Raw genomic sequence first — 26064 nt, forward strand, 5'->3', positions numbered from 1 at the left:
CGACGGGTAACCGGCGACGCACGTCCAACGCACGTCCAACCTCAACCAGCCGGCCGTGGACGCCGGGCATCCCGCGTCCGGCGGCCGTTTCCCGCCAGTCGCTCCGGCGCGCTATTGTCGCCGCGCCGCAAGCCGATTGTCATCCGACCGGAAACCCTGACGCAGCGCGTCCGGCCCGCCCCGGCCGGTCTTCCCGGCCTGTTCGAGGATGAACTCTATGAACGTCGCGGTCGCGCGCGTGTGGTGCCGGTTCGGCATGTAGAGCATGTACATGTGCGTGCCGAAGATGGACAGCCGGTACGCGTCGAGCGACGTGACGACTGCGCCGCGCCGCACGTCGTCGTGCACGACGTAGTCCGGCACGATGCCGACGCCGAGCCCCGCGAGGATCGCCTGCCGCAGGAACAGGAAGTTCTCGGAGATCACCGTCGGCTCGAGCAGCACCTCATGGCGCTCGTCGCCGAGATACGCGGCGATCCGCAACTGCCGGTTGATCACGGTCGCCGTGATCACGGGCGCGTCGCGCAGCGCGTCGAGCCCGGCCGGCATCCCGTGCGCGGCGGCGAACGCGGGGGACGCGCACGCGACGTAGCGCACCGCGCCCATGTCGCGCGCGACGAGGTTCTGCGGCGGCTCGGACATCACGCGGATTGCGATGTCGACCTCGTCGCGCAGCAGGTCCTCGACGCGGTTCTCGAACACGACGTCGAGCACGATGCCCGGATAGAGGCGCTTGAATGCGATCAGCCACTCGGACATCACGAGCTGCCCGTAGCCGCTCGGCACCGACAACCGCACGCGGCCCTGCAGGTCCTGGCCGAGCGTCGTCACCGATTCCTGCGCGGCGAGCAGCTCGTTGCGGATGCGCCGGCCATGCTCGTACAGCTTCAGGCCGATCTCGGTCGGCTCGATGCGGCGCGTCGTGCGCCGCACGAGCTGCTGACCGATCGAGCGCTCGAGCTGGTTCAGCCGGTAGCTGACGTTCGCGCGGCTCATTTTCAGCCGCTGCGCGGCCTTGCTGAGATTGCCCGCGTCGAGGATCTCGACCAGCAGCGTCAGCGCGTTCAGGTCCATTGCCGGTGTCTCCCGCCAGGCCGCTTCAACGGTCTGACAATATCCAGTGTCAAATGAGTTTTGACAGCTTGTAAAAAGCCGTCGGAATTGTCAATGAATCTCGATCAATCGAGAATCGAGTCATACCCGGCACCTGGCCGGAGACTTTTCCCGCCTTGCATGGGACCGAACCGAGCGCCGAAGCGCCAGGTCCGGTCGACAGCTTTGCGTGGCACCGGAGACACGATGAACTCACCCACCTCTTCCGAAACCGGCACGGTCACGCGCGAACGGCGCGACAAGGTGCTCGTCGTCACGATCGACCATCCGCCCGTCAACGCGCTGTCCGCCGACGTGCGGCTCGGCCTCGCCGACGCGGTCGACGCCGCGCAGCGCGACCCCGCGATCCACGCGGTGCTGCTCGTCGGCGCGGGGCGCAACTTCATCGCGGGCGCCGACATCCGCGAGTTCGGCAAGCCGCCGGTGCCGCCTTCGCTGCCGGACGTGTGCGAGCGGATCGAATCGAGCGCGAAGCCGGTCGTGGCCGCGCTGCACGGCGCGACGCTCGGCGGCGGTCTCGAGGTCGCGCTCGCCGCGCATTACCGGCTCGCGGTGCCCGGCGCGAAGCTCGGGCTGCCCGAAGTGACGCTCGGCCTGTTGCCCGGCGCGGGCGGCACGCAGCGCGCGCCGCGGCTGATCGGCGCGAAGGCCGCGCTCGACCTGATGCTGTCCGGCCGCCACGCGAGCGCGGACGAGGCGCTCGCGCTCGGCCTCGTCGACCGTCTCGCGCACAGCGACGACACGCTGGCCGAAGGGCTCGCCTACGTGCAGGAACTGCTGTCGCTCGGCGCGGGCGCGCGGCGTACCCGCGACGCGCAGGGGCTCGCGGACCGCGCGGCCGCGCAGGCCGCGATCGACGCGGCGCGCGCCGACATCGTGAAGAAGTCGCGCGGGCTGTTCTCACCGGCGAAGATCGTCGATGCGGTCGAGGCCGCGCTCACGCAGTCGTTCGACACGGGGATGAAGCTCGAGCGCAGCCTGTTCCTGCAATGCATCGACAGCCCGCAGCGCGCGGGTCTCGTGCACGCATTCTTCGCGGAGCGCGAAGCGGCGAAGGTGCCCGAGGCGCGCGGCGCGCACGCGCGGCCGGTCGAGCGGATCGGCGTGGTCGGCGGCGGCACGATGGGCGCGGGCATTGCGGTAGCCGCCCTCGACGCGGGGCTGCCGGTGACGATGATCGAGCGCGACGACGCGTCGCTCGCACGCGGCCGCGCGCACGTCGAGAAGGTGTACGACGGCCTCGTCGTGAAAGGCCGGATGACGCCCGCCGCGCACGCGGCGCGGTTGGCGCGCTTCAAGGGCAGCACGTCGTACGACGCGCTCGCGCAGGCCGACGTCGTGATCGAGGCCGTGTTCGAGGACCTGGCCGTCAAGCAGGCGGTGTTCGCCGATCTCGCGCGTGCGTGCAAGCCGGACGCGGTGCTCGCGACCAATACGTCGTATCTGGACATCGACCGGATCGCCGAGAGCATCGACCGGTCGTCCGACGTGATCGGCCTGCATTTCTTCTCGCCGGCCAACATCATGAAGCTGCTCGAGATCGTCGTGCCGGCGCGCGTGAGCCCCGACGTCGTCGCGACCGCGTTCGAGCTCGCGAAGAAGCTGAAGAAGACGCCGGTGCGCGCGGGCGTGTGCGACGGCTTCATCGGCAACCGCATCCTCGCCGTCTATCGCACCGCGGCCGACTACCTGATGGAGGACGGCGCGTCGCCGTACCAGATCGACAGCGCGGTGCGCGCGTTCGGCTTCCCGATGGGGCCGTTCCAGGTCGTCGACCTCGCGGGCGGCGACATCGGCTGGGCGACCCGCAAGCGCCGCGCGGCGACGCGCGATCCGCGCGCCCGCTATGTCGGGATTTCCGATCGGCTGTGCGAGCGCGGCTGGTTCGGCCAGAAGACGGGGCGCGGCTACTACCTGTATCCGGACGGCGCACGTACCGGCACGCCGGATCCGGAAGTCGACGCGATCGTCGCCGACGAGCGCGCGAAGAAGGGCATTGCGCCGCGCACGTTCACCGACGACGAAATCCTGCGCCGTTATCTCGCCGCGATGATCAACGAAGGCGCGAACGTCGTGCACGAGAAGATCGCGCTGCGCCCGCTCGACGTCGACGCGGTGTTCCTGCACGGCTACGGCTTCCCGCGCTATCGCGGCGGCCCGATGCACTACGCGGACACGGTCGGCCTCGCGAACGTGCTGGCCGACATCCGCGCGTTCGCGAAGGAAGATCCGCTGTTCTGGAAGCCGTCGCCGCTCATCGTCGAACTCGTCGAGCGCGGTGCGGACTTCGCGAGCCTGAACCATCTCGACTGAACGTCGTCCCGAATTCGTTACGGATACCCAATGGATCTCAATTTCACTCCCGAAGAGGAAGCATTCCGCATCGAAGTGCAGCGCTTCCTGCAAGAACAGCTGCCCGAGCGCATGTCGCGCAAGGTGAAGGGCGGCCTGCACCTGACGCGCGACGACATGCGCGAATGGCACGCGATCCTCAACGCGCGCGGCTGGCTCGCGAGCCACTGGCCGAGCGAATACGGCGGCCCCGGCTGGAGCGTCGCGCAGAAGTTCCTGTTCGACAACGAGTGTGCACTCGCGGGGGCGCCGCGCATCGTGCCGTTCGGCGTGAACATGCTCGGCCCGGTGCTGATCAAGTACGGCAACGAAGCGCAGAAGCGCCACTGGCTGCCGCGCATCCTCGACGGCACCGACTGGTGGTGCCAGGGCTACTCGGAACCGGGCGCGGGTTCCGACCTCGCGTCGGTGAAGACGAACGCGGTGCGGGGCATCGACGCGCAGGGCGACCACTACGTCGTCAACGGCCAGAAGACGTGGACCACGCTCGGCCACTACGCGAACATGATCTTCTGCCTCGTGCGCACCGCGACCGACGTGCGCAAGCAGGAGGGCATCAGCTTCCTGCTGGTCGACATGAATTCGCCGGGCGTCGAGGTCCGCCCGATCGTCACGCTCGACGGCGAACACGAGGTGAACGAGGTGTTCTTCACCGACGTGCGCGTGCCGGCCGAGAACCTCGTCGGCGAGGAGAACCGCGGCTGGACCTATGCGAAATACCTGCTGACCTACGAGCGCACGAACATCGCGGGCGTCGGTTTCTCGACGGCCGCGCTCGACCGGCTCCGTGACGTTGCCGCGAAGGTGAGGAAGAACGGCCGGCCGCTCGCCGACGATCCGTACTTCGCGGCGCGCGTCGCGCGCGTCGAGATCGAGCTCGACAACATGAAGACCACCAACCTGCGGGTGCTGGCCGCGGTCGCGGGCGGCGGCGTGCCGGGCGCGGAAAGCTCGATGCTGAAGATCCGCGGCACGCAGATCCGCCAGGAAATCACGTCGCTGATGCGGCGCGCGATGGGGCCGTACGCGCAGCCGTTCGTCGAAGAGGCGCTCGATGCCGATGACGACGGCGAGCCGGTCGGGCCGGAAGAGGCCGCGAGTGCCGCGCTTCAGTACTTCAACAACCGCAAGCTGTCGATTTTCGGCGGCTCGAACGAGATCCAGAAGAACATCATCGCGAAGATGATGCTCGGGCTGTAAGGAGCGGCAATGGACTTCAGACATACCGAAGACCGCCGGATGCTGGCGGATACCTTGAACCGTTTCATCGGCGAGCAATACGCGTTCCCGGTGCGCGACCGCATCGCGCAATCGGCGGAAGGCTTCGACCGGACGATGTGGGAACGCTTCGCCGAACTCGGCGCGATCGGCGCGCTGTTTCCGGAGGCCGACGGCGGCTTCGGCGGCGCCGGCTTCGACATCGCGGTCGTGTTCGAGTGTCTCGGGCGCGGGCTCGTCGTCGAGCCGTTCCTCGGCGCGCTGCTCGCGGGCCGTGCGCTCGCGCTTGCCGGCGGCGACGCGCATCGCGACAGGCTCGCCGCGCTGATCGACGGCCGTGCGAGCGCCGCATTCGCGCACGACGAGCCGGGCTCGCACTATGAACTGACGACGGTGCGCACGCGCGCGGAACGACATGGCGACGGCTGGGTGCTGACAGGCGCGAAGGGTGTCGTCGACCAGGCCGCGCAGGCAGCGTTCTTCGTCGTCAGCGCGCGCATGGCCGGCAACGACGACGATGAAGCGGGCATCGGCCTGTTCGTCGTGCCCGCGAATGCGACGGGCGTGTCGCTGCGCGATTACCGGAAGATCGACGGCGGCCGTGCGGCGGAAGTGCGCTTCGACCGCGTCGCGCTGCCGGCCGACGCCGCGCTGGCCGATCCGCACGCCGGTGGCGACGAGCGCAGCAACGCAGGCGCCGCGCTGCTCGAACGCGTGCTCGGCTTCGGCCTGCTCGCGCTGTCGGCGGAGGCGCTCGGCGCGATGGACGTCGCGAAGGAGCACACGCTCGACTACCTGCGCACGCGCAAGCAGTTCGGCATGCCGATCGGCAGCTTCCAGGCGCTGCAGCACCGGATGGCCGACCTGCTGCTCGAGGTCGAGCAGGCGCGCTCGGCGGTGATCAACGCGGCCGCGCAGCTCGATGCGCCGCGGGTCGTGCGCGAACGCGCGCTCGCCGCGGCCAAGTACAGCATCGGCCGGATCGGCACGCTCGTCGCGGAGGAGAGCATCCAGCTTCATGGCGGGATCGGCATGACGTGGGAGCTGCCGCTGTCGCATTACGCGAAGCGCCTCGTGATGATCGATCACCAGCTCGGCGACGAGGACCATCACCTCGCGCGTTACATCGCATTGTCGAAGCAATAAATCGAAGACGGAGGAGACGACGATGGACAACGACACGCAACGCGCGCTGCCGCTCGCCGGCGTCAAGGTGCTCGATTGCTCGCGCGTGCTGGCCGGGCCGTGGTGCGCGATGGTGCTCGCCGATTTCGGTGCGGAGGTGATCAAGGTCGAGCATCCGGCACGCGGCGACGATACGCGCGACTGGGGGCTGCGGATCGGCGACACCGAGACGACTTACTTCAACAGCGTGAACCGCAGCAAGCGCTCGATCTGCATCGATCTGCAGACCGAAGCGGGGCAGCGCCTCGTGCGCGAGCTGGCCGCGCAGGCCGACGTGCTGATCCACAACTTCAAGCTCGGCGGCGCAGAAAAGCTCGGCCTCGGCTACGACGCGCTGGCCGGCCTGAACCCGCGTCTCGTGCACTGCGCGATTTCCGGCTACGACCGTTCGGGGCCCGAAGCGGGACGCCCCGGCTACGACCTCGTCGTGCAGGGCGAGGCGGGGCTGATGGCGCTGAACGGCGAGGCCGACCAGCCGCCGCTGAAGTTCGGCGTCGCGGCGGTCGACCTGTTTACCGGGATGTACTCGGCGCAGGCGATCCTCGCGGCGTTGTACGAACGGCACGCGACCGGGCGCGGGCGGCGCATCGAGATGGCGCTGTTCGACTGCGGGCTGATGATCACCGCGTACTACGGGCTCGACGCGCTGCTGATGGAGAAGGACCCGCCGCGCTACGGCAACGCGCATCCGTCGATCGTGCCGTACGGCGTGTTCGATGCGGCCGACGGCCCGCTCGTGATCACGGTCGGCAACAACACGCAGTTCGCGCGCTTCTGCGACGTGATCGGGCGGCCCGACCTTGCTGCGGACCCGCGTTACCAGACCAACCTCGGCCGTTCGGAGAACCGCGCAAAACTGCTGCCGGAAATCCGCGGCGAGCTTGCGAAGCGATCGCGCGCGACGCTGCTTGCAGGACTTGCCGACGCCGGCATTCCGTGCGGCGAAGTACTCGGCCTGCATGAGGCGCTGACGTCCGACCGTGCGCGCAGCGCGGGGCTCGTCACGCGGCAGCCGCATCCGGTCGCGGGCGGCGTCGACGTGCTCGCGCCGCCGTACCGTTTCGACGGCACGCGGCTGCCGGTGCGGGGCGCGCCGCCCGTGCTTGGTGCGGACACGGAGGACGTGCTCGGCGGCTGGCTTGGGCTGTCGGCGGACGATGTCGCGAGACTCCGAGCGGATCGCGTGGTCTGAATCGATTCGTACCGCCGCGGCGCGGGCGGGCTGGATCGCGCGCCGATCGACTACACGACGACCCTCGCGAGACGACGATGGGCCTTGCATGGGACCGGAGTGAGTGCTGAAGCACTGACTCCGGTCGACCGCGAAGCATGGGACCAGAGTAAGCGCTAAAGCGCCAACTCTGGTCGACAGGAGACATCATGGAGATTTCCGTCATCGAACAGGTCACGGCGCGCCGTGACTATCAGCAGCTCGTGCGCACGCGGCGCCGCTTCAGCTTCGTGCTGACGGCGCTGATGATCGCGACGTACTACGGCTTCATCCTGCTCGTCGCGCTCGCGCCGCACGTGCTCGCGGCGCCGCTCTACCGAGGCGCGACGACGACCGTCGGGATCGTCGCCGGCATCGCGATCATCCTGGTCGCGATCGGCCTGACCGCGTGCTACGTGCTGCGCGCGAACCGTTCGTTCGACCGCGCGGTCGATGCGATCCTCGAGCGTTCGTGACGGAGGCCCCGATGCGTCATTTCCTGCCTTTCGTCCCGCGTCTTGTCCCGGCTCTTGCCCCGCGCCTCGCGCTCGGCGCGCTCTGCGCCGCCGTGCCGGCCGCCGCGCATGCGGTGTCCGTTGCCGCCGGGCCGATGCCCGACAAGGTCGAACTGAACCCCGTCGCGATCGGCATGTTCTTCGCGTTCGTGTTCGCGACGCTCGCGCTCACGCGCTGGGCCGCGCGCCGCACGCGCTCGACGCGCGACTTCTACACGGCCGGCGGCGGCATCACCGGCCTGCAGAACGGCCTTGCGATCGCGGGCGACTACATGTCGGCCGCGTCGTTCCTCGGGCTCTCCGGGATGGTGTTCATGTTCGGCTTCGACGGGCTCATCTATTCGATCGGCTTCCTCGTCGGCTGGCCGTTCGTGATGTTCCTGATCGCCGAGCCGCTGCGCAACCTCGGCAAGTTCACGTTCGTCGACGTCGTCGCGTACCGCTTCGCACAGCGGCCGATCCGGCTCTTGACGTCCGCGAACTCGCTGACGATCGTCGTGCTGTACCTCGTCGTGCAGATGGTCGGCGCGGGCAAGCTGATCCAGCTGCTGTTCGGGCTGTCGTACGGCACCGCGGAGCTGATCGTCGGCGTGCTGATGGTGGTGTACGTGTTCTTCGGCGGGATGACCGCGACGACCTGGGTGCAGGTGATCAAGGCCGTGCTGCTGCTGTGCGGCGCAACGCTGCTCGCGTTGCTCGCGCTCGGCGAGTTCGGCTTCAACGTCGACGAGATGTTCCGCCGCGCGGTGGCCGTGCATCCGGGCGCGCTCGGCATCATGGGGCCCGGCAAGCTGATCCGCGATCCGGCCAACGCGCTGTCGCTCGGCATCGCGCTGATGTTCGGCACGGCCGGCTTCCCGCACATCCTGATGCGCTTCTTCACGGTGCCGAACGCGAAGGAGGCGCGCAAGTCGGTGTTCTACGCGACCGGCTTCATCGGCTATTTCTACTTGCTGACGTTCGTGATCGGCTTCTCGGCGATCGTGCTGCTTGCGCAGCATCCGGAATTCTTCCGGCTCGGCGCGAACGGCACGTTCAACCTGACGCACGACCTGCTCGGCGGCTCGAACATGGTCGCGGTGAAGCTCGCGCAGGCGGTCGGCGGCAACTGGTTCTACGGCTTCATCGCGGCCGTCACGTTCGCGACGATCCTCGCGGTGGTCGCGGGCCTGACGCTCGCCGGCGCGACGACGATCTCGCACGACCTGTACGCGCAGATGTGGGCGCGCGGCAAGCCCGACGAGCGCGTCGAGATGCGTATCTCGCGCGCGGCGACGATCGTGCTGTCGGCGGTCGCGATCGGCCTGTCGATCCTGTTCGAGCACATCAACGTCGCGTTCATGGTCGGCCTCGTCGCGGCGGTCGCGGCGAGCGCGAATTTCCCGGTGCTCGCGATGTCGATCTTCTGGCGCGGGATGACGACGCGCGGCGCGGTGCTGGGCGGCGGTCTCGGCCTCGCATCGGCGGTCGTGCTCACGCTGCTGTCGAAGTCGGTGTGGGTCGACGTGCTGCACCACGCGCATGCGCCGGTATTCCTCGACAACCCGGCGCTCGTGTCGGTGCCGCTCGCGTTCGCCGGCATCGTCGTCGGCTCGCTCGCCGACCGCGGCGAACGCGCGCGCCGCGAGCGCGAAGCGTTCGCGCAGCAGGAGTTCTATGCGCAGACCGGCGTGCTGGCCGGCCAGGCCGTACAGCATTGATTCATGTGATGAAACGACACATCCGTCCGGATCGCCGGACGGATGGATTCCGGATTTCCGGAATCCCGGATTTCCGGGTCTGCCGCATTATGAGAAATACAATAAAAACAACGGCTTGAAGGGTATTCGAGACCTGGCATCGACCTTGCGATATAGAAGGCACGGCCGACCTCCGGCCTCAACTACTACAGCAAGGAGACAACCGATGACCGACGCCTTCCTCCTCCCCCGGATGTCCTGAGGCATCGCTTGTTGCGGCACGGCAGCCGCGCGGGCGAATGACTTCCACTTCCCCTGGCATTCGCCCGCGCGCGTGACGCCGTTTCCACCGGCTCATCTACCCTTCATCAGGAATCATCGTGAAGAAGAAACCCATCTACAAAGTGCTCTATGTGCAGGTGATCTTCGCCATCATCGTCGGCGTGATCCTCGGCCACTACTATCCGTCCCTCGCCGTCGACATGAAGCCGCTCGGCGACGGCTTCATCAAGCTGATCAAGATGGTGATCGGGCCGATCATCTTCTGTACGGTCGTGACCGGCATCGCCGGCATGGAGGACATGAAGAAGGTCGGGCGCGTCGGCGGCAAGGCGCTGCTGTACTTCGAGATCGTGTCGACCTTCGCGCTGGTGCTGGGCCTCGCGGCCACGCACATCCTGCGTCCGGGCGTGGGCTTCAACATCGATCCGGCGACGCTGAACGGCAAGGAAGTCGCGTCGTACGCGGCGAAGGCGCACGGCCAGTCGACGGTCGACTTCCTGATGCACATCATCCCGAACACGATGGTCGACGCGTTCGCGCAGGGCGAGATCCTGCAGATCCTGCTGATCGCGCTGCTGTTCGGCAGCGTGCTCGCGCACCTCGGCGAGCGCGGCAAGGTCGTCACCGACTTCATCGACGGGCTCACGCGCGTGCTGTTCGGCATCGTGCATATCGTCACGAAGCTCGCGCCGATCGGCGCGTTCGGCGCGATGGCGTTCACGATCGGCAAGTACGGCGTCGGCTCGCTGGTGCCGCTGCTCAAGCTGATCGGCACGTTCTACCTGACGTCGGTCGTGTTCGTGCTCGTCGTGCTCGGCACGATCGCGCGCATGACCGGCTTCTCGATCATCCGCTTCGTGTCGTACATCAAGGAAGAGCTGCTGATCGTGCTCGGCACGAGTTCGTCGGAAGCCGCGCTGCCGCAATTGATGGAGAAGCTCGAGAAGGCCGGCTGCTCGCGCTCGGTCGTCGGCCTCGTCGTGCCGACCGGCTACTCGTTCAACCTCGACGGCACCAACATCTACATGACGATGGCCGTGCTGTTCATCGCGCAGGCGACCAACATCGAGCTCACGTGGATGCAGCAGCTCACGCTGCTCGCGGTTGCGATGCTGACGTCGAAGGGCGCGAGCGGCGTCACGGGCGCGGGCTTCATCACGCTCGCCGCGACGCTCGCCGTCGTGCCGACCATCCCGCTGACGGGCATGGTGCTGATCCTCGGCATCGATCGCTTCATGAGCGAGTGCCGCGCGCTGACCAACATCGTCGGCAATGGCGTCGCGACGGTCGTCGTGTCCGCGTGGGAGAAGGAGCTCGACCGCGCGAAGCTGCGCCAGGCGCTGAACGGCGGCGGCGAAGTCGTCACCACCGAGACGGCCGGCGTCTGACGTCATGAAGGAGCAGGCGGCGGCGCCGCACGCGCGCCGCGCGCCGCATGACGGCGTCCGCTGCAGCGGCAGGGCAGAGGCGGACGGCTATGACACAATAGACGATCCGCACCGTCAGGAAGCCGTCACCGTGAAGCGCCGCCTGCTCGTCCTCTTCGCGCTCGCCGCCGCGCTCGCCGCGGCCTGTGCGCTGACGTGGACCATCACCTGGCGGCGCGGCATCGACGAGCTGCAGCGCAACGCCGCGGTGCGCGTCGATCGCACCACCAGCGCGCTCAAGAGCACGCTCGACCGCTATGAGTCGCTGCCGTACCTGCTCGGCAGCCACCCGCTCGTGCAGGACCTGCTTGCCGAGCCGAAGCGCGCCGACTACGCGGCGCGCGCGAACCGCTATCTCGAAGACCTCAACGAGCACGCGCACGCGACCGTCACCTACCTGATCGGCGCGGACGGCCTGTGCGTCGCCGCGAGCAACTGGCGCGCGCCCGACAGCTTCGTCGGGATCGGATACCGTTTCCGACCGTATTTCATCGATGCGATGCACGGCCAGGTCGGCCGCTTCTTCGGGATCGGCACGATCTCGCGCGATCCCGGCTACTACATCTCGCAGCCCGTGTGGCGCGACGGCCGGATCGTCGGCGTCGTCGTCGTGAAGCTCAATCTCGAGTGGTTCCAGGGCGCGGACGCGTCCGAGCCGCTCGTCGTCACCGACGACCACGGCGTCGTGTTCCTGTCGTCGGTGCCCGCATGGAAATACCACACGCTGCGGCCGCTGACCGGCCCGGTTGCCGCGTCGATCTACGAGACCCGCCAGTATGCGCAGCAGCCGGTCACGCCGCTGCCGCTGCGCGTCGAGCAGGTGCTCGGTGCGGATGCGCAAATTGCGCGCATCGGCCATGGCCGCCGCGCGCCGCGCTATCTCGCGACGCAGCGCCGCATCGGTGAGCCCGACTGGACGCTCGTCACGCTCGCGCCGATCGCGCCCGTCGACGCCGACGCGCGCAACGCGACGATCGTCACCGGCTTCGGCTTCGTGTCGGTCGCGCTGCTCGCGTTCTACTGGCGGATGCGCCGTGCGCGCGTGCGCGAGATGATCCGCGGCCGCGCGCTGCTGCAGCAGGCGTATGCGGAGCTGAACCGGCGCGTCGAGGAGCGCACGGCCGACCTGTCCGAGGCGAACGAGCAGCTGCAGAAGGAGGTCGGCGACCGGATCCGCGCGGAACAGGAGCTGCGCGCCGCCCACGACGAGCTGATCCAGGCGAGCAAGCTCGCGGCGCTCGGCCAGATGGCGGCGGGCATCACGCACGAGCTGAACCAGCCGCTCGCGGCGCTGCGCAGCTTCTCCGACAACACGCGCGTGCTGCTCGACCGCGGCGAGCAGGGCGCGGCGCGCGAGAACCTCGAGGCGATCGCCGCGCTCACCGAGCGGATGGGCAAGATCACCAACCAGCTGAAGCTGTTCGTCGGCCGCGCGCGGCCGCGCAACGAGCAGGCGCTCGTCGTGCGCGCGCTGCGCAGCGTGCTGGCGCTGCTCGACGAACGGCTGCGCGGCGTCGCGCTCGTGCTGACGCTGCGGGACGCGGCCATGTCGCCCCAATCACCGGTGTCGCCCACAGGCGACGGCGCGCGGACGTCCCCGTCGGATGCGCCGCTCGATCTCGCGAACGACCATCCGGAACTCGTCGCGCGTTGCGAGGACCTGCGTCTCGAACAGGTGCTGATCAACCTGCTCGGCAACGCGCTGGATGCGGTGGCGGGCACCGCCGCCCCGCGCATCGAGGTCGCGATCGACGTGTCGGCCGCGACGCTCGCGATCCAGGTGCGCGACAACGGTCCGGGCATCCCGCCCGACCTGCTGCCGCGCCTGTTCGAGCCGTTCTTCACGACGAAGGAAATGGGGCGCGGGCTCGGTCTCGGGCTCGCGATCTCGTCGTCGATCGCGAGCGATGCGGGCGGCTCGCTGACCGCGCGCAATGCGCCGGGCGGCGGCGCGCAGTTCGTCTTGACGTTGCGGCGCGCCCGCACGCATCATCCGGACTCCGTGTCCGAGCAGACGGGCGCGCGCTGAGCGTGTGCCGAACGGTGGAAAACCGGCGTGAGCCGACCCGCGCACGCGCTGTCGCCGCGCCGTCCGAGGGCAACGACGCCCATCAGGAGCAAGTGAGTACGATGGCCAACCGGCTGCAAGTGATCTATATCGAAGACGACGCACTCGTGCGCCGCGCGAGCGTGCAGAGCCTCCAGCTGGCGGGCTTCGACGTGACCGGCTTCGAGTCGGCCGAGGCTGCCGAGAAGGCGATCGTCGCCGACACCGCCGGCGTGATCGTCAGCGACATCCGCCTGCCCGGCGCGAGCGGGCTCGACCTGCTTGCGCAATGCCGCGAACGCGTGCCGGACGTGCCGGTGATTCTCGTCACCGGCCACGGCGACATCTCGATGGCCGTGCAGGCGATGCGCGACGGCGCGTACGACTTCATCGAGAAGCCGTTTGCGGCCGAACGGCTGATCGAGACGGTGCGGCGCGCGCTCGAGCGGCGCGCGCTCGTGCTCGAGAACCACGCGCTGCGCCGCGAGCTCGCCGAGCAGAACGTCGTCGCGCCGCGCATCATCGGCCGCAGTCCGGCGATCGAGCAGGTACGGCGGCTGATCGCGAACATCGCGCCGACCGATGCGTCGGTCCTGATCAACGGCGACACGGGCGCCGGCAAGGAGCTGATCGCGCGCAGCCTGCACGAGCTGTCGCCGCGCCGCGACAAGCCGTTCATCGCGGTGAATTGCGGCGCGCTGCCCGAGCCGATGTTCGAATCGGAGATGTTCGGCTACGAGCCGGGCGCGTTCACGGGCGCCGCGAAGCGCCGGGTCGGCAAGCTCGAATACGCGTCCGGCGGCACGCTGTTCCTCGACGAGATCGAAAGCATGCCGCTCGCGCTGCAGGTGAAGCTGCTGCGCGTGCTGCAGGACGGCGTGCTCGAGCGGCTCGGCTCGAACCAGCCGATTCGCGTGAACTGCCGGATCGTCGCGGCCGCGAAGGGCGACATGAGCGAGCAGGTCGCGGCCGGCACGTTCCGGCGCGACCTGCTGTACCGGCTCAACGTCGTGACGATCGCGCTGCCGCCGCTCGCCGAGCGCCGCGAGGACATCGTGCCGCTGTTCGAGCACTTCATGCTCGACGCGGCCGTGCGCTACGACCGCCCGGCGCCGGTGCTCACCGACCGGCAGCGCGCGAGCCTGCTGCAGCGCGACTGGCCCGGCAACGTGCGCGAGCTGCGCAACGCGGCCGACCGGTTCGTGCTCGGCGTCGCCGACATGCCGCAGGACGCGGCGGCGGCGGACGACGACGCGAACGAGCAGACGCTGAAGGAGCGAATCGAGCAGTTCGAGCGCGCGGTGATCGCCGAGGCGCTGAACCAGACGGGCGGCGCGGTCGCGGCGACCGCCGACCGGCTGCACGTCGGCAAGGCGACGCTCTACGAGAAGATGAAGCGGTACGGATTGTCGGCCAAAGGCGAAACGGACCGATAACGGGACCGCCAAAGAGAAACGGACCGATGAACCGGCGATGTCCGGTCATGCGGTCCGTTTTGCATTGACGGGCGCGTCGGGCGCCCATCGGTGCGGAATCGTCCGGGCGAGCGCTCAGGCGGCGTTGTCGAGCGCCTTCTTGAGCAGCGCGTCGAGTTCCGCGAACTGCGGCGCGCCGACGTAGCGCTTCAGGATCTTGCCGTCCTTGTCGACGACGAAGGTCGTCGGCGTCAGCTGCACGTTGCCGAACTGCTTCGCGGCGCTGCCGTCGTCGAGCGCGACCTTGAACGGCAACTGGCGCGTCTGCGCGTAGTTCGCGACGTACATCGGCGAGTCGTAGTTCATCGCGACCGCGACGAATTCCAGGCCCTGTCCCTTGAAGCGATTGTAGGTATCGACCATCTGCGGCATCTCCTGCATGCAGGTCGCGCAGCTCGTCGCCCAGAAGTTGATCAGGTAGACCTTGCCCTTCAAGTCGCCGCTGGTCGATACCTTCTGGCCCGACAGCAGCGTGAAGGTCGCATCCGGCACGCTGGACTTGCCGTTGAACGCGAAGAAGCCGGCCACGGCGATCGCGGCCACGACGACGACGGCCGCCACATAGCGGATCGGGCCCGCGCGGCGGCTTGAGGAAGAAGGCGTGGAGTTCATCTGCGGTGCTCTCGAAGTCGGTCGGTGACGCCGGACATGGCCAAGGACGTCGAAATTCGGCGTTTATTTTAGCGCGAATGCGGCGCGCGTACCGGTGGCCATCACACATCCCGGCGTTCCCGTTCGACGCATAATGCGCATTTTGCCAGCTCTGCTCCGCACCATGCCGAAGGTATTTGCCGATCCGCTGCGTCCCCTTTTTCGTCCACTGCGGCGCTTCGCCGCACTCGTGTGCGCAAGCGCCGTGCTCGCCGCGTGCTCGCCGCCGTACGACTGGCGCACGCTGCACAACGACGCCGGCTACACGATCGACCTGCCCGCCAAGCCGACCGTCGACGAGCACGCGGTGACGATCGGCGGCACGCCGATGAAGATGCGGATGCAGGCGGCGCACCTGGATGGCGCGGTGTTCGCGGTCGGCACGGTGATGCTGCCGGACGACCGCGACGAGACCCGCCGCGCGGCGCTCGACTACCTGCGCGACGGCCTTTCCCGAAACCTGGACGGCGCGCCGCAGACGGCCGCGGTGCCGGTGCCGCTCGCGTCCGGCGGCGCGGTGAACGGGGTCGAGCTGCGCGTGGCCGGCGCGGCGGCGGGGCAGGACCGCGCACGCAAGACGATCGTCGCGCGGTTCGTCGCGCGCGGCCGGCACGCGTACCAGGCGGTCGCGATCTCCGACGCGCCGATCGCGCAGGAGCAACTCGATCAGTTCTTCGGTTCGCTGAAGCTCGACTGAATCGGGCCGGCGAGGGTGCCTCAGAGCGCGGCGACAACTGAAAGTTCCTTCGCAGCATTCGCAGCTAATCGCCGGATTTTGCGAGGGTTTTTCGGTTATCCACGGCGCATGTGGATAACTTTGTTGAAAAGTTGCCGCAATCGGCCCGCCGCCCGCGCCGGATGGGGTTCCGGGCGGATTGGCCGTGCGCGCGCCGCTTCAGAAAAATCAATAAAAACAAAGGCATGCGGATTCCGCTTCGCATACGGCCTGTTGCGGTGGGTTCCGGACCCGGATGCGCGGAATTGTGCATAAGTCAAGTCTTGACAGGCGGATTTTGTCCTCAGAGGGCCGTCAGCGCCCGCCGGTAGCGGATCGCCTCGGCGATCTGCGCGGCAGTCGGCAGCGGGTCGCCGGCGAGATCGGCGATCGTCCTGGCGACTTTCAGCACGCGGTAATACGCGCGCGCCGACCAGCCGAACCGCTCGCCGGCCTCGCGCAGCAGGCGCTCGCCTTCGTCGGTCGGCCGGCACAGGTCATCGGTTTCGCGCCCGGTCAGCATGTGATTCGTCTTGCCCTGGCGGTCGAGCTGCCGCGCCCGTGCCAACGCGACGCGTGCGGCGACCGCCGCGCTCGGCTCGCCGGGCGCCGACGCGCGCGCCGACAGTTCGGCCGGCGTCAGCGCGGGCAGGTCGATCTGGATATCGATGCGGTCGAGCAGCGGCCCCGACAGCTTGCGCAGATAGCGCGCGGCGACGTCCGGCGAGCAGCGGCAGCGGCCGGACGGATCGCCGTGCCAGCCGCACGGGCACGGGTTCATTGCGGCGATCAGCTGGCAGGCGGCCGGGAAGTCGGCCTGCAGCGCCGCACGCGAGATCGTGATGCGGCCGGCCTCCAGCGGCTCGCGCAGCATTTCCAGCACATGCCTGTCGAATTCCGGCAATTCGTCGAGGAACAGCACGCCGAGGTGCGCGAGCGTGATCTCGCCCGGCTGCGGCGGATTGCGGCCGCCGACCAGCGCCGCGGCGCTCGACGAGTGGTGCGGCGAGCGAAACGGCCGTTGCCGCCATTGCGCGGGCGAGAAGCCGATGCGGCTCGCGGAAAGGAGCGCGGCCGACGTCAGCGCCTCGTCGTCGGTCAGCGGCGGCAGGAGCCCCGGCAGCCGGGTGGCCAGCATCGACTTGCCGGCGCCCGGCGGTCCGACCATCAGCATGTGATGCCCGCCGGCGGCCGCGACTTCGAGCGCGCGCCGGGCGCCGCGCTGGCCGACCACGTCCGCGAGGTCGGGAGCGGATGGCGCCGGCAATCCGTCGAGACAGGGCACCGCGACCGGCGTGAGCCGCCCGTCCGGCGTACCGGCGAGGTGCGCGCACAGCGCGGGCAGGTCGGGCGCGCCGAATACGGTGACACCCGGCACGAGCGCGGCCTCGCCCGCGCTGTCGAGCGGCAGATACAGCTCGGGTGCGGGTGACGCTGTTGCGGAGCCGGAAACCTCGCCCGAACCCGAACGTGATCCGGAACCGGAGCCCGAGCCCGTTCCACCCGCCCGCCAGTCCCGCGCGGCGCCGCAGGCCATCGCGAACGCGCCGCGCATCGGCCGCAGCGCGCCGGTCAGCGACAGCTCGCCGGCGAATTCGCGGCCGGCCAGCGCGTCGGCGGGGATCTGGCCGTTCGCGGCGAGGATGCCGAGCGCGATCGGCAGGTCGAACCGGCCGGATTCCTTCGGCAGGTCGGCGGGCGCGAGATTGACGGTAATGCGGCGGACGGGAAACTCGAATCCGCAGTTCTGCAGCGCGGCGCGCACGCGCTCGCGGCTTTCGCGGACTTCGAGATCGGGCAGGCCGACGATCGAGAACGACGGCAACCCGTTGGCAAGATGGACTTCGACGGTGACGTCCGGCGCGCGGCCGGCCGCCGGTGCGCGGCTGCGCACCACGGCAAGCGACATGGCGAGGCTCCTGTTGAGCGGGCGGGCGGCCTGTCGGGCCGCCTGCCACGGAAAAGGGAGTGATCGTTGCGCGCTTGCCGGCGTGGCGCGGATGAAAGAACGACGGGGCGACTGCTGTGCTGCGCTGTTGGCGCGGGGCAGGCATGGACCGGCCACTGGCCCGTTCATGCCTGCGAGTCAGGCTTTGACCATCAAGCCTTGTACATCAGGCTGATGCGTCAGGCTTACGAAGCGGCGAGCTTCTGCTCGAGTTCCGCGACGCGCTTTTCCAGTTCCTCGAGGCGCACGCGGGTGCGGGCGAGCACCTGCGCCTGCGTATCGAATTCCTCGCGGGTGACGAGGTCGAGCTTCGAGAAGCCTTGCGACAGCATGGCTTTCACGTTGCGCTCGACGTCCTTGGCCGGCGAGTTTTTCAGCAGGTCGCTGACGCGCGACTGCAGGTCGTTGAAAACGTCGCTGGGTTGCTTCATGTGATTCCCCTTCATTGCACAAAAAATGTGCATCTTCAGTTGCATACGTGCCCATGATGCACGCATGACCGGAAATGGTGCGTGCGGCGCGCGATTTCCGGGCATGGCGCCCGCATGGGTGAAAGCCCCGGCATTTCGGGACGTGCGTGCACTCTAGCAACGATCCTCGCCCGGCGCCAGCAAACCCGCCCCACGTTGGCCGTTCGGCCGGGCTCCGGCGTGGTTTGTCGCGGGATGCGACCCTCGCAACGCGGTTCGAGACGGGGCTCGGGCCGACATGGCATGCGAGTTGCTCATGAGAGTCCGCTACACATCCAACCAATTCGACGGGACAACCCAGCGAGAGGACTTCATGAAACTCATTACCGCAATCATCAAGCCGTTCAAGCTCGATGAGACGCGCGAGGCGCTCTCGGCGCTCGGCGTCTCGGGCATCACGGTGACGGAGGTGAAAGGGTTCGGGCGCCAGAAGGGGCACACCGAGCTGTACCGGGGCGCCGAATACGTGGTCGATTTCCTGCCGAAGATGAAGATCGAGGCAGCCGTGTCCGACGATCTCGTCGACCAGGCGGTGGAAGCGATCGAGCGGGCCGCACGCACCGGCAAGATCGGCGACGGCAAGATCTTCGTCACGCCGATCGAGCAGGTGATCCGGATCCGCACCGGGGAGACGGGCGCGGACGCGCTGTAACAGACAAGACGAGACAAGAGGAATACCAAGATGCGCAAACTTATGATGTCCCTGCTGATGGCCGGCTCGCTGATCGCGGCCGGCGTTGGCTCCGCGCTCGCGGACGACGCGGCGTCGGCCGCGGCTGCGTCCGCGCCTGCCGCCTCGGCGCCCGCCGACGCATCGGCCGCTGCCGCTGCGCCGGCCGCTTCGGCGCCGGCTGCGTCCGAGGCCGCCGCTTCCGCCGCCGCTGCGGCACCGGCTTCGGGCGCACCCGAAGCATCGGCCGCTGCCGCCGCGTCGGCCCCGGCCGCGCCTGCCGCGCCGACCGCGCCGTTCTCGGTCGATTCGTCGAAGATCAACTCGGGCGATACCGCGTGGATGCTGACCTCCACCGCGCTCGTGCTGTTCATGACGGTGCCGGGCCTCGCACTGTTCTACGCGGGCATGGTCCGCAAGAAGAACGTGCTCGCGACGGTGATGCAGAGCTTCGCGATCACCGCGCTGATCACGGTGCTGTGGACGGTGGTCGGCTACAGCCTCGCGTTCACGCCGGGCAACGGCTTCATCGGCGGCCTGTCGCGCGCGTTCCTGCACGGGATGAACTACATTCACGGCGACAAGGCGACGACGCTGACCGTCAGCCACCTCGCGCCGACGATTCCCGAGACGGTCTACTTCGTCTACCAGATGACGTTCGCGATCATCACGCCGGCGCTGATCTGCGGCGCGTTCGCCGACCGGATGAAGTTCTCGGCGATGCTCGTGTTCATGGCGCTCTGGTCGCTGATCGTCTATGTGCCGATCGCGCACATGGTGTGGGAACCGACCGGCTGGCTGTCGGCCGACGGCGTGCTCGACTTCGCGGGCGGCACCGTCGTGCACATCAACGCCGGTATTGCGGGCCTGATGTCGTGCCTCGTGCTCGGCAAGCGTGTTGGCTACGGCCGTGAATCGATGGCGCCGCACAACCTGGTGCTGACGATGATCGGCGCGTCGATGCTGTGGGTCGGCTGGTTCGGCTTCAACGCGGGCTCGGCGGTGGCGGCTGACGGCCGTGCCGGTTTCGCGATGCTGACGACGCAAGTCGCGACGGCCTGCGCGGCGCTCGGCTGGATGTTCGCGGAATGGATCGCGAAGGGCAAGCCGTCGGTGCTCGGCATCGTGTCGGGCGCGGTCGCGGGTCTTGTGGCGATCACGCCGGCATCGGGCTTCGTCGGCGTGACGGGCGCACTGGTGATCGGTATCGCAGCGGGCGTGGTCTGCTTCTGGTCGGCGACGTGGCTCAAGTCGAAGCTCGGCTACGACGATTCGCTCGACGCGTTCGGCGTGCACGGCGTGGGCGGGATTCTCGGTGCGCTGCTGACGGGCGTGTTCGCGGTCAAGGATATCGGCGGCGCGGACGGCAGCCTGCTGCTGCAGGCGAAGGGCGTGCTGATCACGCTGGTCTACAGCGGCATCCTGAGCTTCGTGCTGCTGAAGCTGATCGACATGACGATCGGCCTGCGCGTGACGGAAGAGGAAGAGCGCGAAGGCCTCGACGTGATCCTCCACGGCGAACACGTCGAATAAACCTGAACGAAATACGGCGGGCGGCCTCGATGCCGCTCCCGCCACGAATGAGCGCAGCGACTTCGGCCCGCCTTCCCGGCGGGTTTTTTTTCTCCTGCGGCGCGGCCCTGTAGCGGATAACCCTGTCCACTATCGGGTCAATAGCCAGAAACTTCCTCCATATCCTTGTGATCCCGGGAACAATCCCCAAATGGGCAACGCAATTGCTCTACAATCTTCATTCTCCCGCTCGCGAGTGATTCATGGTTCCCCACCTCGTTACGGCGTTAAACGGCCCGCTGCTCGAGCTCGAGCAGAAGATCCTCGACGCCACGCCTGCGATCGAACGCTGGTTCAGGCTCGAATGGCAGGAACACACGCCGCCGTTCTACTGTTCGGTCGACCTGCGTAACGCGGGCTTCAAGCTCGCGCCGGTCGACGCCAACCTGTTTCCGGGCGCGTTCAACAATCTGCCGTCCGAAGTGCTGCCGCTCGCCGTGCAGGCGGCGATGGCCGCGATCGAGAAGATCTGCCCGGACGCGAAGAACCTGCTCGTGATTCCCGAGCTGCCGACCCGCAACGCGTTCTATCTGGAAAACGTCGCGCGCCTCGCGACGATCATGCGCCAGGCGGGCCTCAACGTGCGCTTCGGCTCGCTCGATCCGAGCATCACCGACATCACGCCGATCACGCTTGCCGACGGCCAGAAGATCGTGCTCGAACCGCTCGAGCGCACGCAGCGCCGTCTCGGCCTGAAGAATTTCGATCCGTGCTCGATCCTGCTGAACAACGACCTGTCGGCCGGCATCCCGCCCGTGCTGGAGAACCTGCACGAGCAATACCTGCTGCCGCCGCTGCACGCGGGCTGGGCCGTGCGCCGCAAGTCGACGCACTTCTCGTGCTACGACGACGTCGCGAAGAAGTTCGCAAAGATGGTCGGCGTCGATCCGTGGATGGTGAATCCGTATTTCGCGCACGTCGAAGGGGTCGACTGGCAGGCGCATGAAGGCGAGCAGGCGCTCGCCGACGCGATCGACGGCGTGCTGAAGAAGATCGCGCGCAAGTATCGCGAATACGGGATCAGCGAGAAGCCGTTCGTCGTCGTGAAGGCCGACGCCGGCACCGCCGGGCGCGGCGTGATGACCGTGCACGATGCGGCCGAGATCGGCCGGCTGTCGAAGGCCGAGCGCGCGCAGATGGCCGAGTCGAAGGCCGGGCTCGCGGTGCGCGACGTGATCGTTCAGGAAGGTGTATACACGTTCGAGCGGGTCGGCGACGAAGTGGCCGAGCCGGTCGTCTACATGATCGACCGTTACGTGGTCGGCGGTTTCTACCGCACGCACGCCGGCCGCGAGCGCGACCAGAACCTGAACGCGCCGGGCATGCACTACGTGCCGCTCGGCTTCGAGCACACCGCGCTGCCGGACGCAGGCGCCAAGCCGGGCGCCGCGCCGCCGAACCGGTTCTACATGTACGGCGTCGTCGCGCGGCTGTCGCTGATCGCGTCGTCGATCGAACTGGAAAAGACCGATCCGGAAGCCATCCAGGTGTAACGGCCGCTGCGCCGGCACCGCAAAGACAGGACCCGCATGGACATTCTCTTTATCGCCGACCCGCTCGAGCGCTTCAAGATCTACAAGGATTCGACCTACGCGATGATGGCGGAGGCCGCGCGGCGCGGGCATGCGATCTACGCGTGCGAGCCGCGCCACCTTGCGTGGACCGGGTCCGCCGTCGAGGCCGACGTGCGGCGCATTACGTTCGTCGGCGAGCTGGACGACCTGCATCGCGAGCAGTGGTACGAGGCCGGCGCCGTCGAGTCGCGCCGCGTCGAGTCGTTCGGCGCGGTGCTGATGCGCAAGGATCCGCCGTTCGACATGGAATACGTGACGTCGACGTGGCTGCTCGAGGTGGCCGAGCGCGCGGGCGCACGCGTGTTCAACCGCGCGCAGTCGATCCGCGATCACTCGGAGAAGCTCGCGATCGGCGAATTCCCGCAGTTCGTCGCGCCGACGCTCGTCACGCGCGACGCGAACCGGCTGCGCGCATTCCACGCGGAGCACGGCGACGTGATCCTGAAGCCGCTCGACGGGATGGGCGGGATGGGCGTGTTCCGCGTGAAGCCGGACGGCATGAACCTCGGCTCGATCGTCGAGATGCTGAGCCACGACGGCGCGCGCACGGTGATGGCGCAGAAGTACATCCCCGAGATCAAGGCCGGCGACAAGCGGATCCTGCTGATCGGCGGCGAGCCGGTGCCGTATTCGCTCGCGCGGATTCCACAGGGCAACGAGGTGCGCGGCAACCTCGCCGCGGGCGGGCTTGGCGTCGCGCAGCCGCTGACCGCGCGCGATCGCGAGATTGCCGAAACGCTCGGGCCGGTGCTGGCCGCACGCGGCCTGCTGCTGGTCGGGCTCGATGCGATCGGCGACTGGCTGACCGAGGTGAACGTCACGAGTCCGACGTGCTTCCGCGAGATCATGGAGCAGACGGGCTTCGACGTCGCCGCGATGTTCATCGACGCGCTGGAGCGCGCGGCGTCGTAAGCAAGCTGCGTCTTGTGCGCGCAACACCGGCGGCGGCCGCGCAGGTCCCCCGCTGCCGGAAAGAGGTGACCGGCCTGCTACAATGCCCGCTTGCCAGGCACCGGCGTCGAGGTGCCGCTGGCCCGGCAGCCGGGCCGAACTTGTTGCAAGGCTGAAAATGAAACGACCCCCACGCTCGCTTTGCTCGCTGCCCCCCGAGGGCGCGGTCAGCCCTCTTGGGGCGGCCTGCCGGAGGCCGACATGGCAGGGATTCTGATCATCGCGCACGCCCCGCTCGCCACCGCGCTGCGGGACTGCATCGCGCACATCTACGGCGGCGTGCCCGCGCGCATCGGCTGCATCGACGTGCATGCGGACAACGATCCGGCCCAGGTGATGGCGTTCGCGCACGCCGAGCTCGCGCGGCTCCAGGAAGACAACGGCGCGATCGTGCTGACCGACATGTACGGCGCGACGCCCGCGAACATCGCCGGCCAGCTCGCGAAGATCGCGAACGTGCGCGTGCTCGCAGGCGTCAACCTGCCGATGCTGGTGCGCGCGGTCTGCTACCGCCAGCTGCCGCTCGAAAAGCTTGTCGACAAGGCGCTGTCCGGCGGCGCGAAGGGCGTCCATGAGGTCGCGGCGGGCACGCCGCCGCCGCCGACCGAAGTCGGCTGCGGCCAGTGCGCGCCGATTCCGCCGGAGCCGCGGCCGCGTACCGAACCGTCCTGACCGCGTTCCATTCCCCGTTTCAGATCCATCCGCCGACGGGCGCCGCCGGCAACCTCGACCGAACAAGAACCATGCTTCAACAAGAAACCACCATCGTCAATAAATTGGGGCTGCATGCACGCGCATCGGCCAAGCTCACGCAACTGGCCGGTAACTTCCAGTCCGAAGTCTGGATGTCGCGCAACGGGCGCAAGATCAACGCGAAGAGCATCATGGGCGTGATGATGCTTGCGGCCGGCATCGGCAGCACGGTCACGATCGAGACCGAAGGGGCCGACGAGAAGGAGGCGATGGACGCGCTGCTGAAGCTGATTGCCGACAAGTTCGGCGAGGGTCAGTGACCGACGGCACCGGATCGTTGCCGTTTCCAGCAAGAATGCCGCGGATCCCGCGGCATTTTTTTCGCCTGCAGGATTGATGCAGTGCGTGTAATGCTGCGCTGCATGCAGTCAGGTGCGCGGTGCGGAATTTATAATCGCTATCCGGGGTCATAAGCGCATCGCAGCGGTGTGCCGCGGCTTTACATGTACAGAGGAGGTGCGCGTGTCCTTCACGCTGCATGGCATTCCCGTCTCACGAGGTATCGCGATCGGACGTGCGTATCTGATCGCGCCGGCGGCGCTCGACGTCGCCCATTACCTCGTCGAGGCGACCCAGATCGACGCCGAGGTCGAGCGCTTCCGCACGGCGCTCGCAGCCGTGCATCGCGAGCTCGATGCGTTGCGCGCCGACCTGACGGACGACACCCCGAGCGAAGTGGGCGCGTTCATCGACGTGCACGCGATGATCCTGAGCGACGCGATGCTCGTGCAGGAAACGATCGACCTGATCCGCACGCGGCGCTACAACGTCGAGTGGGCGCTGACCGAGCAGCTCGACCTGCTCACGCGCCATTTCGACGACATCGAGGACGAATACCTGCGCGAACGCAAGGCCGACATCGAGCAGGTGGTCGAGCGCGTGCTGAAGGCGCTCGCGGGCGCGCCGTCCGCCGCGCAGGCGCTCAACGGTGCAGCGAAAGGCACCGACGAGATGATCGTCGTCGCGCACGACATCGCGCCGGCCGACATGATGCAGTTCAAGACGCAGTCGTTCCAGGCGTTCGTCACCGATCTCGGCGGACGCACGTCGCATACGGCGATCGTCGCGCGCAGCCTCGGCATTCCGGCCGCGGTCGGCGTGCAGCACGCAAGCGCGCTGATCCGGCAGGACGACCTGATCATCGTCGACGGCGACCAGGGCATCGTGATCGTCGATCCGGCGCCGATCGTCCTCGAGGAATACTCGTACCGGCAGTCCGAAAAGGCACTCGAGCAACGCAAGCTGCAGCGCCTCAAGTTCTCGCCGACGCAGACGCTGTGCGGCACGAAGATCGACCTGTGCGCAAACATCGAGCTGCCCGACGACGCGAAGGCGGCCGTCGAGGCGGGTGCGGTCGGCGTCGGCCTGTTCCGCTCCGAATTCCTGTTCATGCACCAGAAGGAGATGCCGGAGGAGGAGGAGCAGTTCGCCGCGTACAAGCGCGCGGTCGAATGGATGAAGGGGATGCCGGTGACGATCCGCACGATCGACGTCGGCGCCGACAAGCCGCTCGAGGCGCTCGACGAAGGCTACGAGACCGCGCCAAACCCGGCGCTCGGCTTGCGAGCGATCCGCTGGAGCCTGTCCGAGCCGCAGATGTTCCTCACGCAGCTGCGCGCGATCCTGCGCGCGTCCGCGTTCGGGCAGGTGAAGATCCTGATCCCGATGCTCGCGCACGCGCAGGAGATCGACCAGACGCTCGACCTGATCCGCGAGGCGAAGCGCCAGCTCGACGATGCGGGCCTCGCGTACGATCCGAACGTGCGTGTCGGCGCGATGATCGAGATCCCGGCCGCGGCGATCGCGCTGCCGCTGTTCCTGAAGCGCGTCGATTTCCTGTCGATCGGCACCAACGACCTGATCCAGTACACGCTCGCGATCGACCGCGCGGACAACGCGGTCGCGCATCTGTACGATCCGCTGCATCCGGCGGTGCTGCACCTGATCGCGTACACGCTGCGCGAGGCGAAGCGTGCGGGCGTGCCGGTGTCGGTATGCGGGGAGATGGCGGGCGACCCGGCGCTCACGCGCCTGCTGCTCGGGATGGGGCTCACCGAGTTCTCGATGCACCCGAGCCAGCTGCTCGTCGTCAAGCAGGAGATCCTGCGCGCGCACCTGAAGGCGCTCGAAAAGCCGACGGCCGACGTGCTCGCGGCGTTCGAGCCCGAGGAAGTGCAGTCGGCGCTGAAGCGGCTGTCGGTCGCCGAGCCGCGCGCGGACGCGGCCGCCTGAGCCTGCTTGAGCCTGTTTCTCACGC

Annotated in this window: 21 protein-coding genes; 17 read left to right on the plus strand and 4 right to left on the minus strand. The window is 68.2% G+C overall.

Annotated elements, in window-relative coordinates; genetic code table 11:
• Nucleotides 1–111: 111 nt before the first annotated feature.
• Nucleotides 112–1074 (minus strand): LysR family transcriptional regulator, encoded by a 963-nt coding sequence (locus ACV229_RS14760; RefSeq protein WP_448083859.1) that lies wholly within the window; start codon nucleotides 1072–1074, stop codon nucleotides 112–114.
• Nucleotides 1075–1299: 225 nt separating this feature from the next.
• Here ACV229_RS14760 and ACV229_RS14765 point away from each other — a divergent pair, with 225 nt between their 5' ends.
• The 9 genes from ACV229_RS14765 to ACV229_RS14805 all read left to right on the plus strand — a co-directional run bounded on the left by ACV229_RS14765 (nucleotide 1300) and on the right by ACV229_RS14805 (nucleotide 14464).
• Complete coding sequence (locus ACV229_RS14765; RefSeq protein WP_448083860.1) at nucleotides 1300–3426, plus strand: 3-hydroxyacyl-CoA dehydrogenase NAD-binding domain-containing protein; 2127 nt, start codon at nucleotides 1300–1302, stop codon at nucleotides 3424–3426.
• Nucleotides 3427–3456: 30 nt separating this feature from the next.
• Nucleotides 3457–4665: an acyl-CoA dehydrogenase family protein gene (locus tag ACV229_RS14770; protein ID WP_448083861.1), complete on the plus strand. Its 1209-nt coding sequence runs from the start codon at nucleotides 3457–3459 to the stop codon at nucleotides 4663–4665.
• A gap of 9 nt (nucleotides 4666–4674) precedes the next feature.
• Nucleotides 4675–5829 (plus strand): acyl-CoA dehydrogenase family protein, encoded by a 1155-nt coding sequence (locus ACV229_RS14775; RefSeq protein ID WP_448083862.1) that lies wholly within the window; start codon nucleotides 4675–4677, stop codon nucleotides 5827–5829.
• Nucleotides 5830–5851: 22 nt separating this feature from the next.
• Complete coding sequence (locus ACV229_RS14780; RefSeq protein WP_448083863.1) at nucleotides 5852–7060, plus strand: CaiB/BaiF CoA transferase family protein; 1209 nt, start codon at nucleotides 5852–5854, stop codon at nucleotides 7058–7060.
• Nucleotides 7061–7248: 188 nt separating this feature from the next.
• Entirely contained in the window at nucleotides 7249–7554 is a 306-nt protein-coding gene (locus tag ACV229_RS14785; RefSeq protein WP_448083864.1) for a DUF485 domain-containing protein, read from the plus strand.
• Between the two features lie 11 nt (nucleotides 7555–7565).
• Nucleotides 7566–9293, plus strand: coding sequence for a cation/acetate symporter ActP (actP, locus tag ACV229_RS14790; protein ID WP_448083865.1), 1728 nt, complete (start codon nucleotides 7566–7568; stop codon nucleotides 9291–9293).
• 359 nt (nucleotides 9294–9652) lie between these two features.
• A complete protein-coding gene (locus ACV229_RS14795) occupies nucleotides 9653–10942 on the plus strand; it encodes a dicarboxylate/amino acid:cation symporter (RefSeq protein WP_448083866.1) in 1290 nt (429 codons plus the stop codon).
• 4 nt (nucleotides 10943–10946) lie between these two features.
• A complete protein-coding gene (locus tag ACV229_RS14800; RefSeq protein ID WP_448083867.1) occupies nucleotides 10947–13010 on the plus strand; it encodes a sensor histidine kinase in 2064 nt (687 codons plus the stop codon).
• A 101-nt stretch (nucleotides 13011–13111) separates the two neighbouring features.
• Nucleotides 13112–14464 carry a sigma-54-dependent transcriptional regulator gene (locus tag ACV229_RS14805; protein WP_448083977.1) on the plus strand — a complete coding sequence of 451 codons (1353 nt, stop codon included), beginning with the start codon at nucleotides 13112–13114 and terminating at the stop codon, nucleotides 14462–14464.
• Between the two features lie 114 nt (nucleotides 14465–14578).
• On the opposite strand, the gene ACV229_RS14810 is transcribed toward ACV229_RS14805, so the two are convergent.
• Nucleotides 14579–15115 (minus strand): peroxiredoxin family protein, encoded by a 537-nt coding sequence (locus tag ACV229_RS14810; RefSeq protein WP_448083868.1) that lies wholly within the window; start codon nucleotides 15113–15115, stop codon nucleotides 14579–14581.
• A gap of 163 nt (nucleotides 15116–15278) precedes the next feature.
• Here ACV229_RS14810 and ACV229_RS14815 point away from each other — a divergent pair, with 163 nt between their 5' ends.
• Entirely contained in the window at nucleotides 15279–15851 is a 573-nt protein-coding gene (locus tag ACV229_RS14815) for a hypothetical protein (protein ID WP_448083869.1), read from the plus strand.
• Nucleotides 15852–16173: 322 nt separating this feature from the next.
• Here the strand turns inward: ACV229_RS14815 and ACV229_RS14820 are convergent, their stop codons facing one another.
• The gene (locus ACV229_RS14820) at nucleotides 16174–17778 is read right to left on the minus strand and encodes a YifB family Mg chelatase-like AAA ATPase (RefSeq protein WP_448083870.1); all 1605 of its coding nucleotides are present in this window, start codon (nucleotides 17776–17778) and stop codon (nucleotides 16174–16176) included.
• A gap of 224 nt (nucleotides 17779–18002) precedes the next feature.
• Nucleotides 18003–18248: an accessory factor UbiK family protein gene (locus ACV229_RS14825; RefSeq protein ID WP_448077040.1), complete on the minus strand. Its 246-nt coding sequence runs from the start codon at nucleotides 18246–18248 to the stop codon at nucleotides 18003–18005.
• 352 nt (nucleotides 18249–18600) lie between these two features.
• Between ACV229_RS14825 and ACV229_RS14830 the strand changes: the two genes are divergently transcribed.
• The 7 genes from ACV229_RS14830 (at nucleotide 18601) to ptsP (ending at nucleotide 26039) form a co-directional block, all read left to right on the plus strand.
• Nucleotides 18601–18939 carry a P-II family nitrogen regulator gene (locus ACV229_RS14830; protein ID WP_006398175.1) on the plus strand — a complete coding sequence of 113 codons (339 nt, stop codon included), beginning with the start codon at nucleotides 18601–18603 and terminating at the stop codon, nucleotides 18937–18939.
• Between the two features lie 30 nt (nucleotides 18940–18969).
• Nucleotides 18970–20490: an ammonium transporter gene (locus tag ACV229_RS14835; protein ID WP_448083871.1), complete on the plus strand. Its 1521-nt coding sequence runs from the start codon at nucleotides 18970–18972 to the stop codon at nucleotides 20488–20490.
• 242 nt (nucleotides 20491–20732) lie between these two features.
• Nucleotides 20733–22022, plus strand: coding sequence for a glutamate--cysteine ligase (gene gshA / locus ACV229_RS14840; protein ID WP_448083872.1), 1290 nt, complete (start codon nucleotides 20733–20735; stop codon nucleotides 22020–22022).
• A gap of 36 nt (nucleotides 22023–22058) precedes the next feature.
• A complete protein-coding gene (gene gshB, locus ACV229_RS14845) occupies nucleotides 22059–23015 on the plus strand; it encodes a glutathione synthase (protein ID WP_448083873.1) in 957 nt (318 codons plus the stop codon).
• A 240-nt stretch (nucleotides 23016–23255) separates the two neighbouring features.
• Nucleotides 23256–23726, plus strand: a complete 471-nt coding sequence (locus tag ACV229_RS14850) for a PTS sugar transporter subunit IIA (RefSeq protein ID WP_448083874.1) — start codon at nucleotides 23256–23258, stop codon at nucleotides 23724–23726.
• A gap of 71 nt (nucleotides 23727–23797) precedes the next feature.
• Nucleotides 23798–24067 carry an HPr family phosphocarrier protein gene (locus ACV229_RS14855; RefSeq protein WP_448083875.1) on the plus strand — a complete coding sequence of 90 codons (270 nt, stop codon included), beginning with the start codon at nucleotides 23798–23800 and terminating at the stop codon, nucleotides 24065–24067.
• 202 nt (nucleotides 24068–24269) lie between these two features.
• Nucleotides 24270–26039 (plus strand): phosphoenolpyruvate--protein phosphotransferase, encoded by a 1770-nt coding sequence (ptsP, locus tag ACV229_RS14860; RefSeq protein ID WP_448083876.1) that lies wholly within the window; start codon nucleotides 24270–24272, stop codon nucleotides 26037–26039.
• Nucleotides 26040–26064 lie beyond the last annotated feature (25 nt).

This window comes from Burkholderia sp. MR1-5-21, assembly GCF_053427715.1.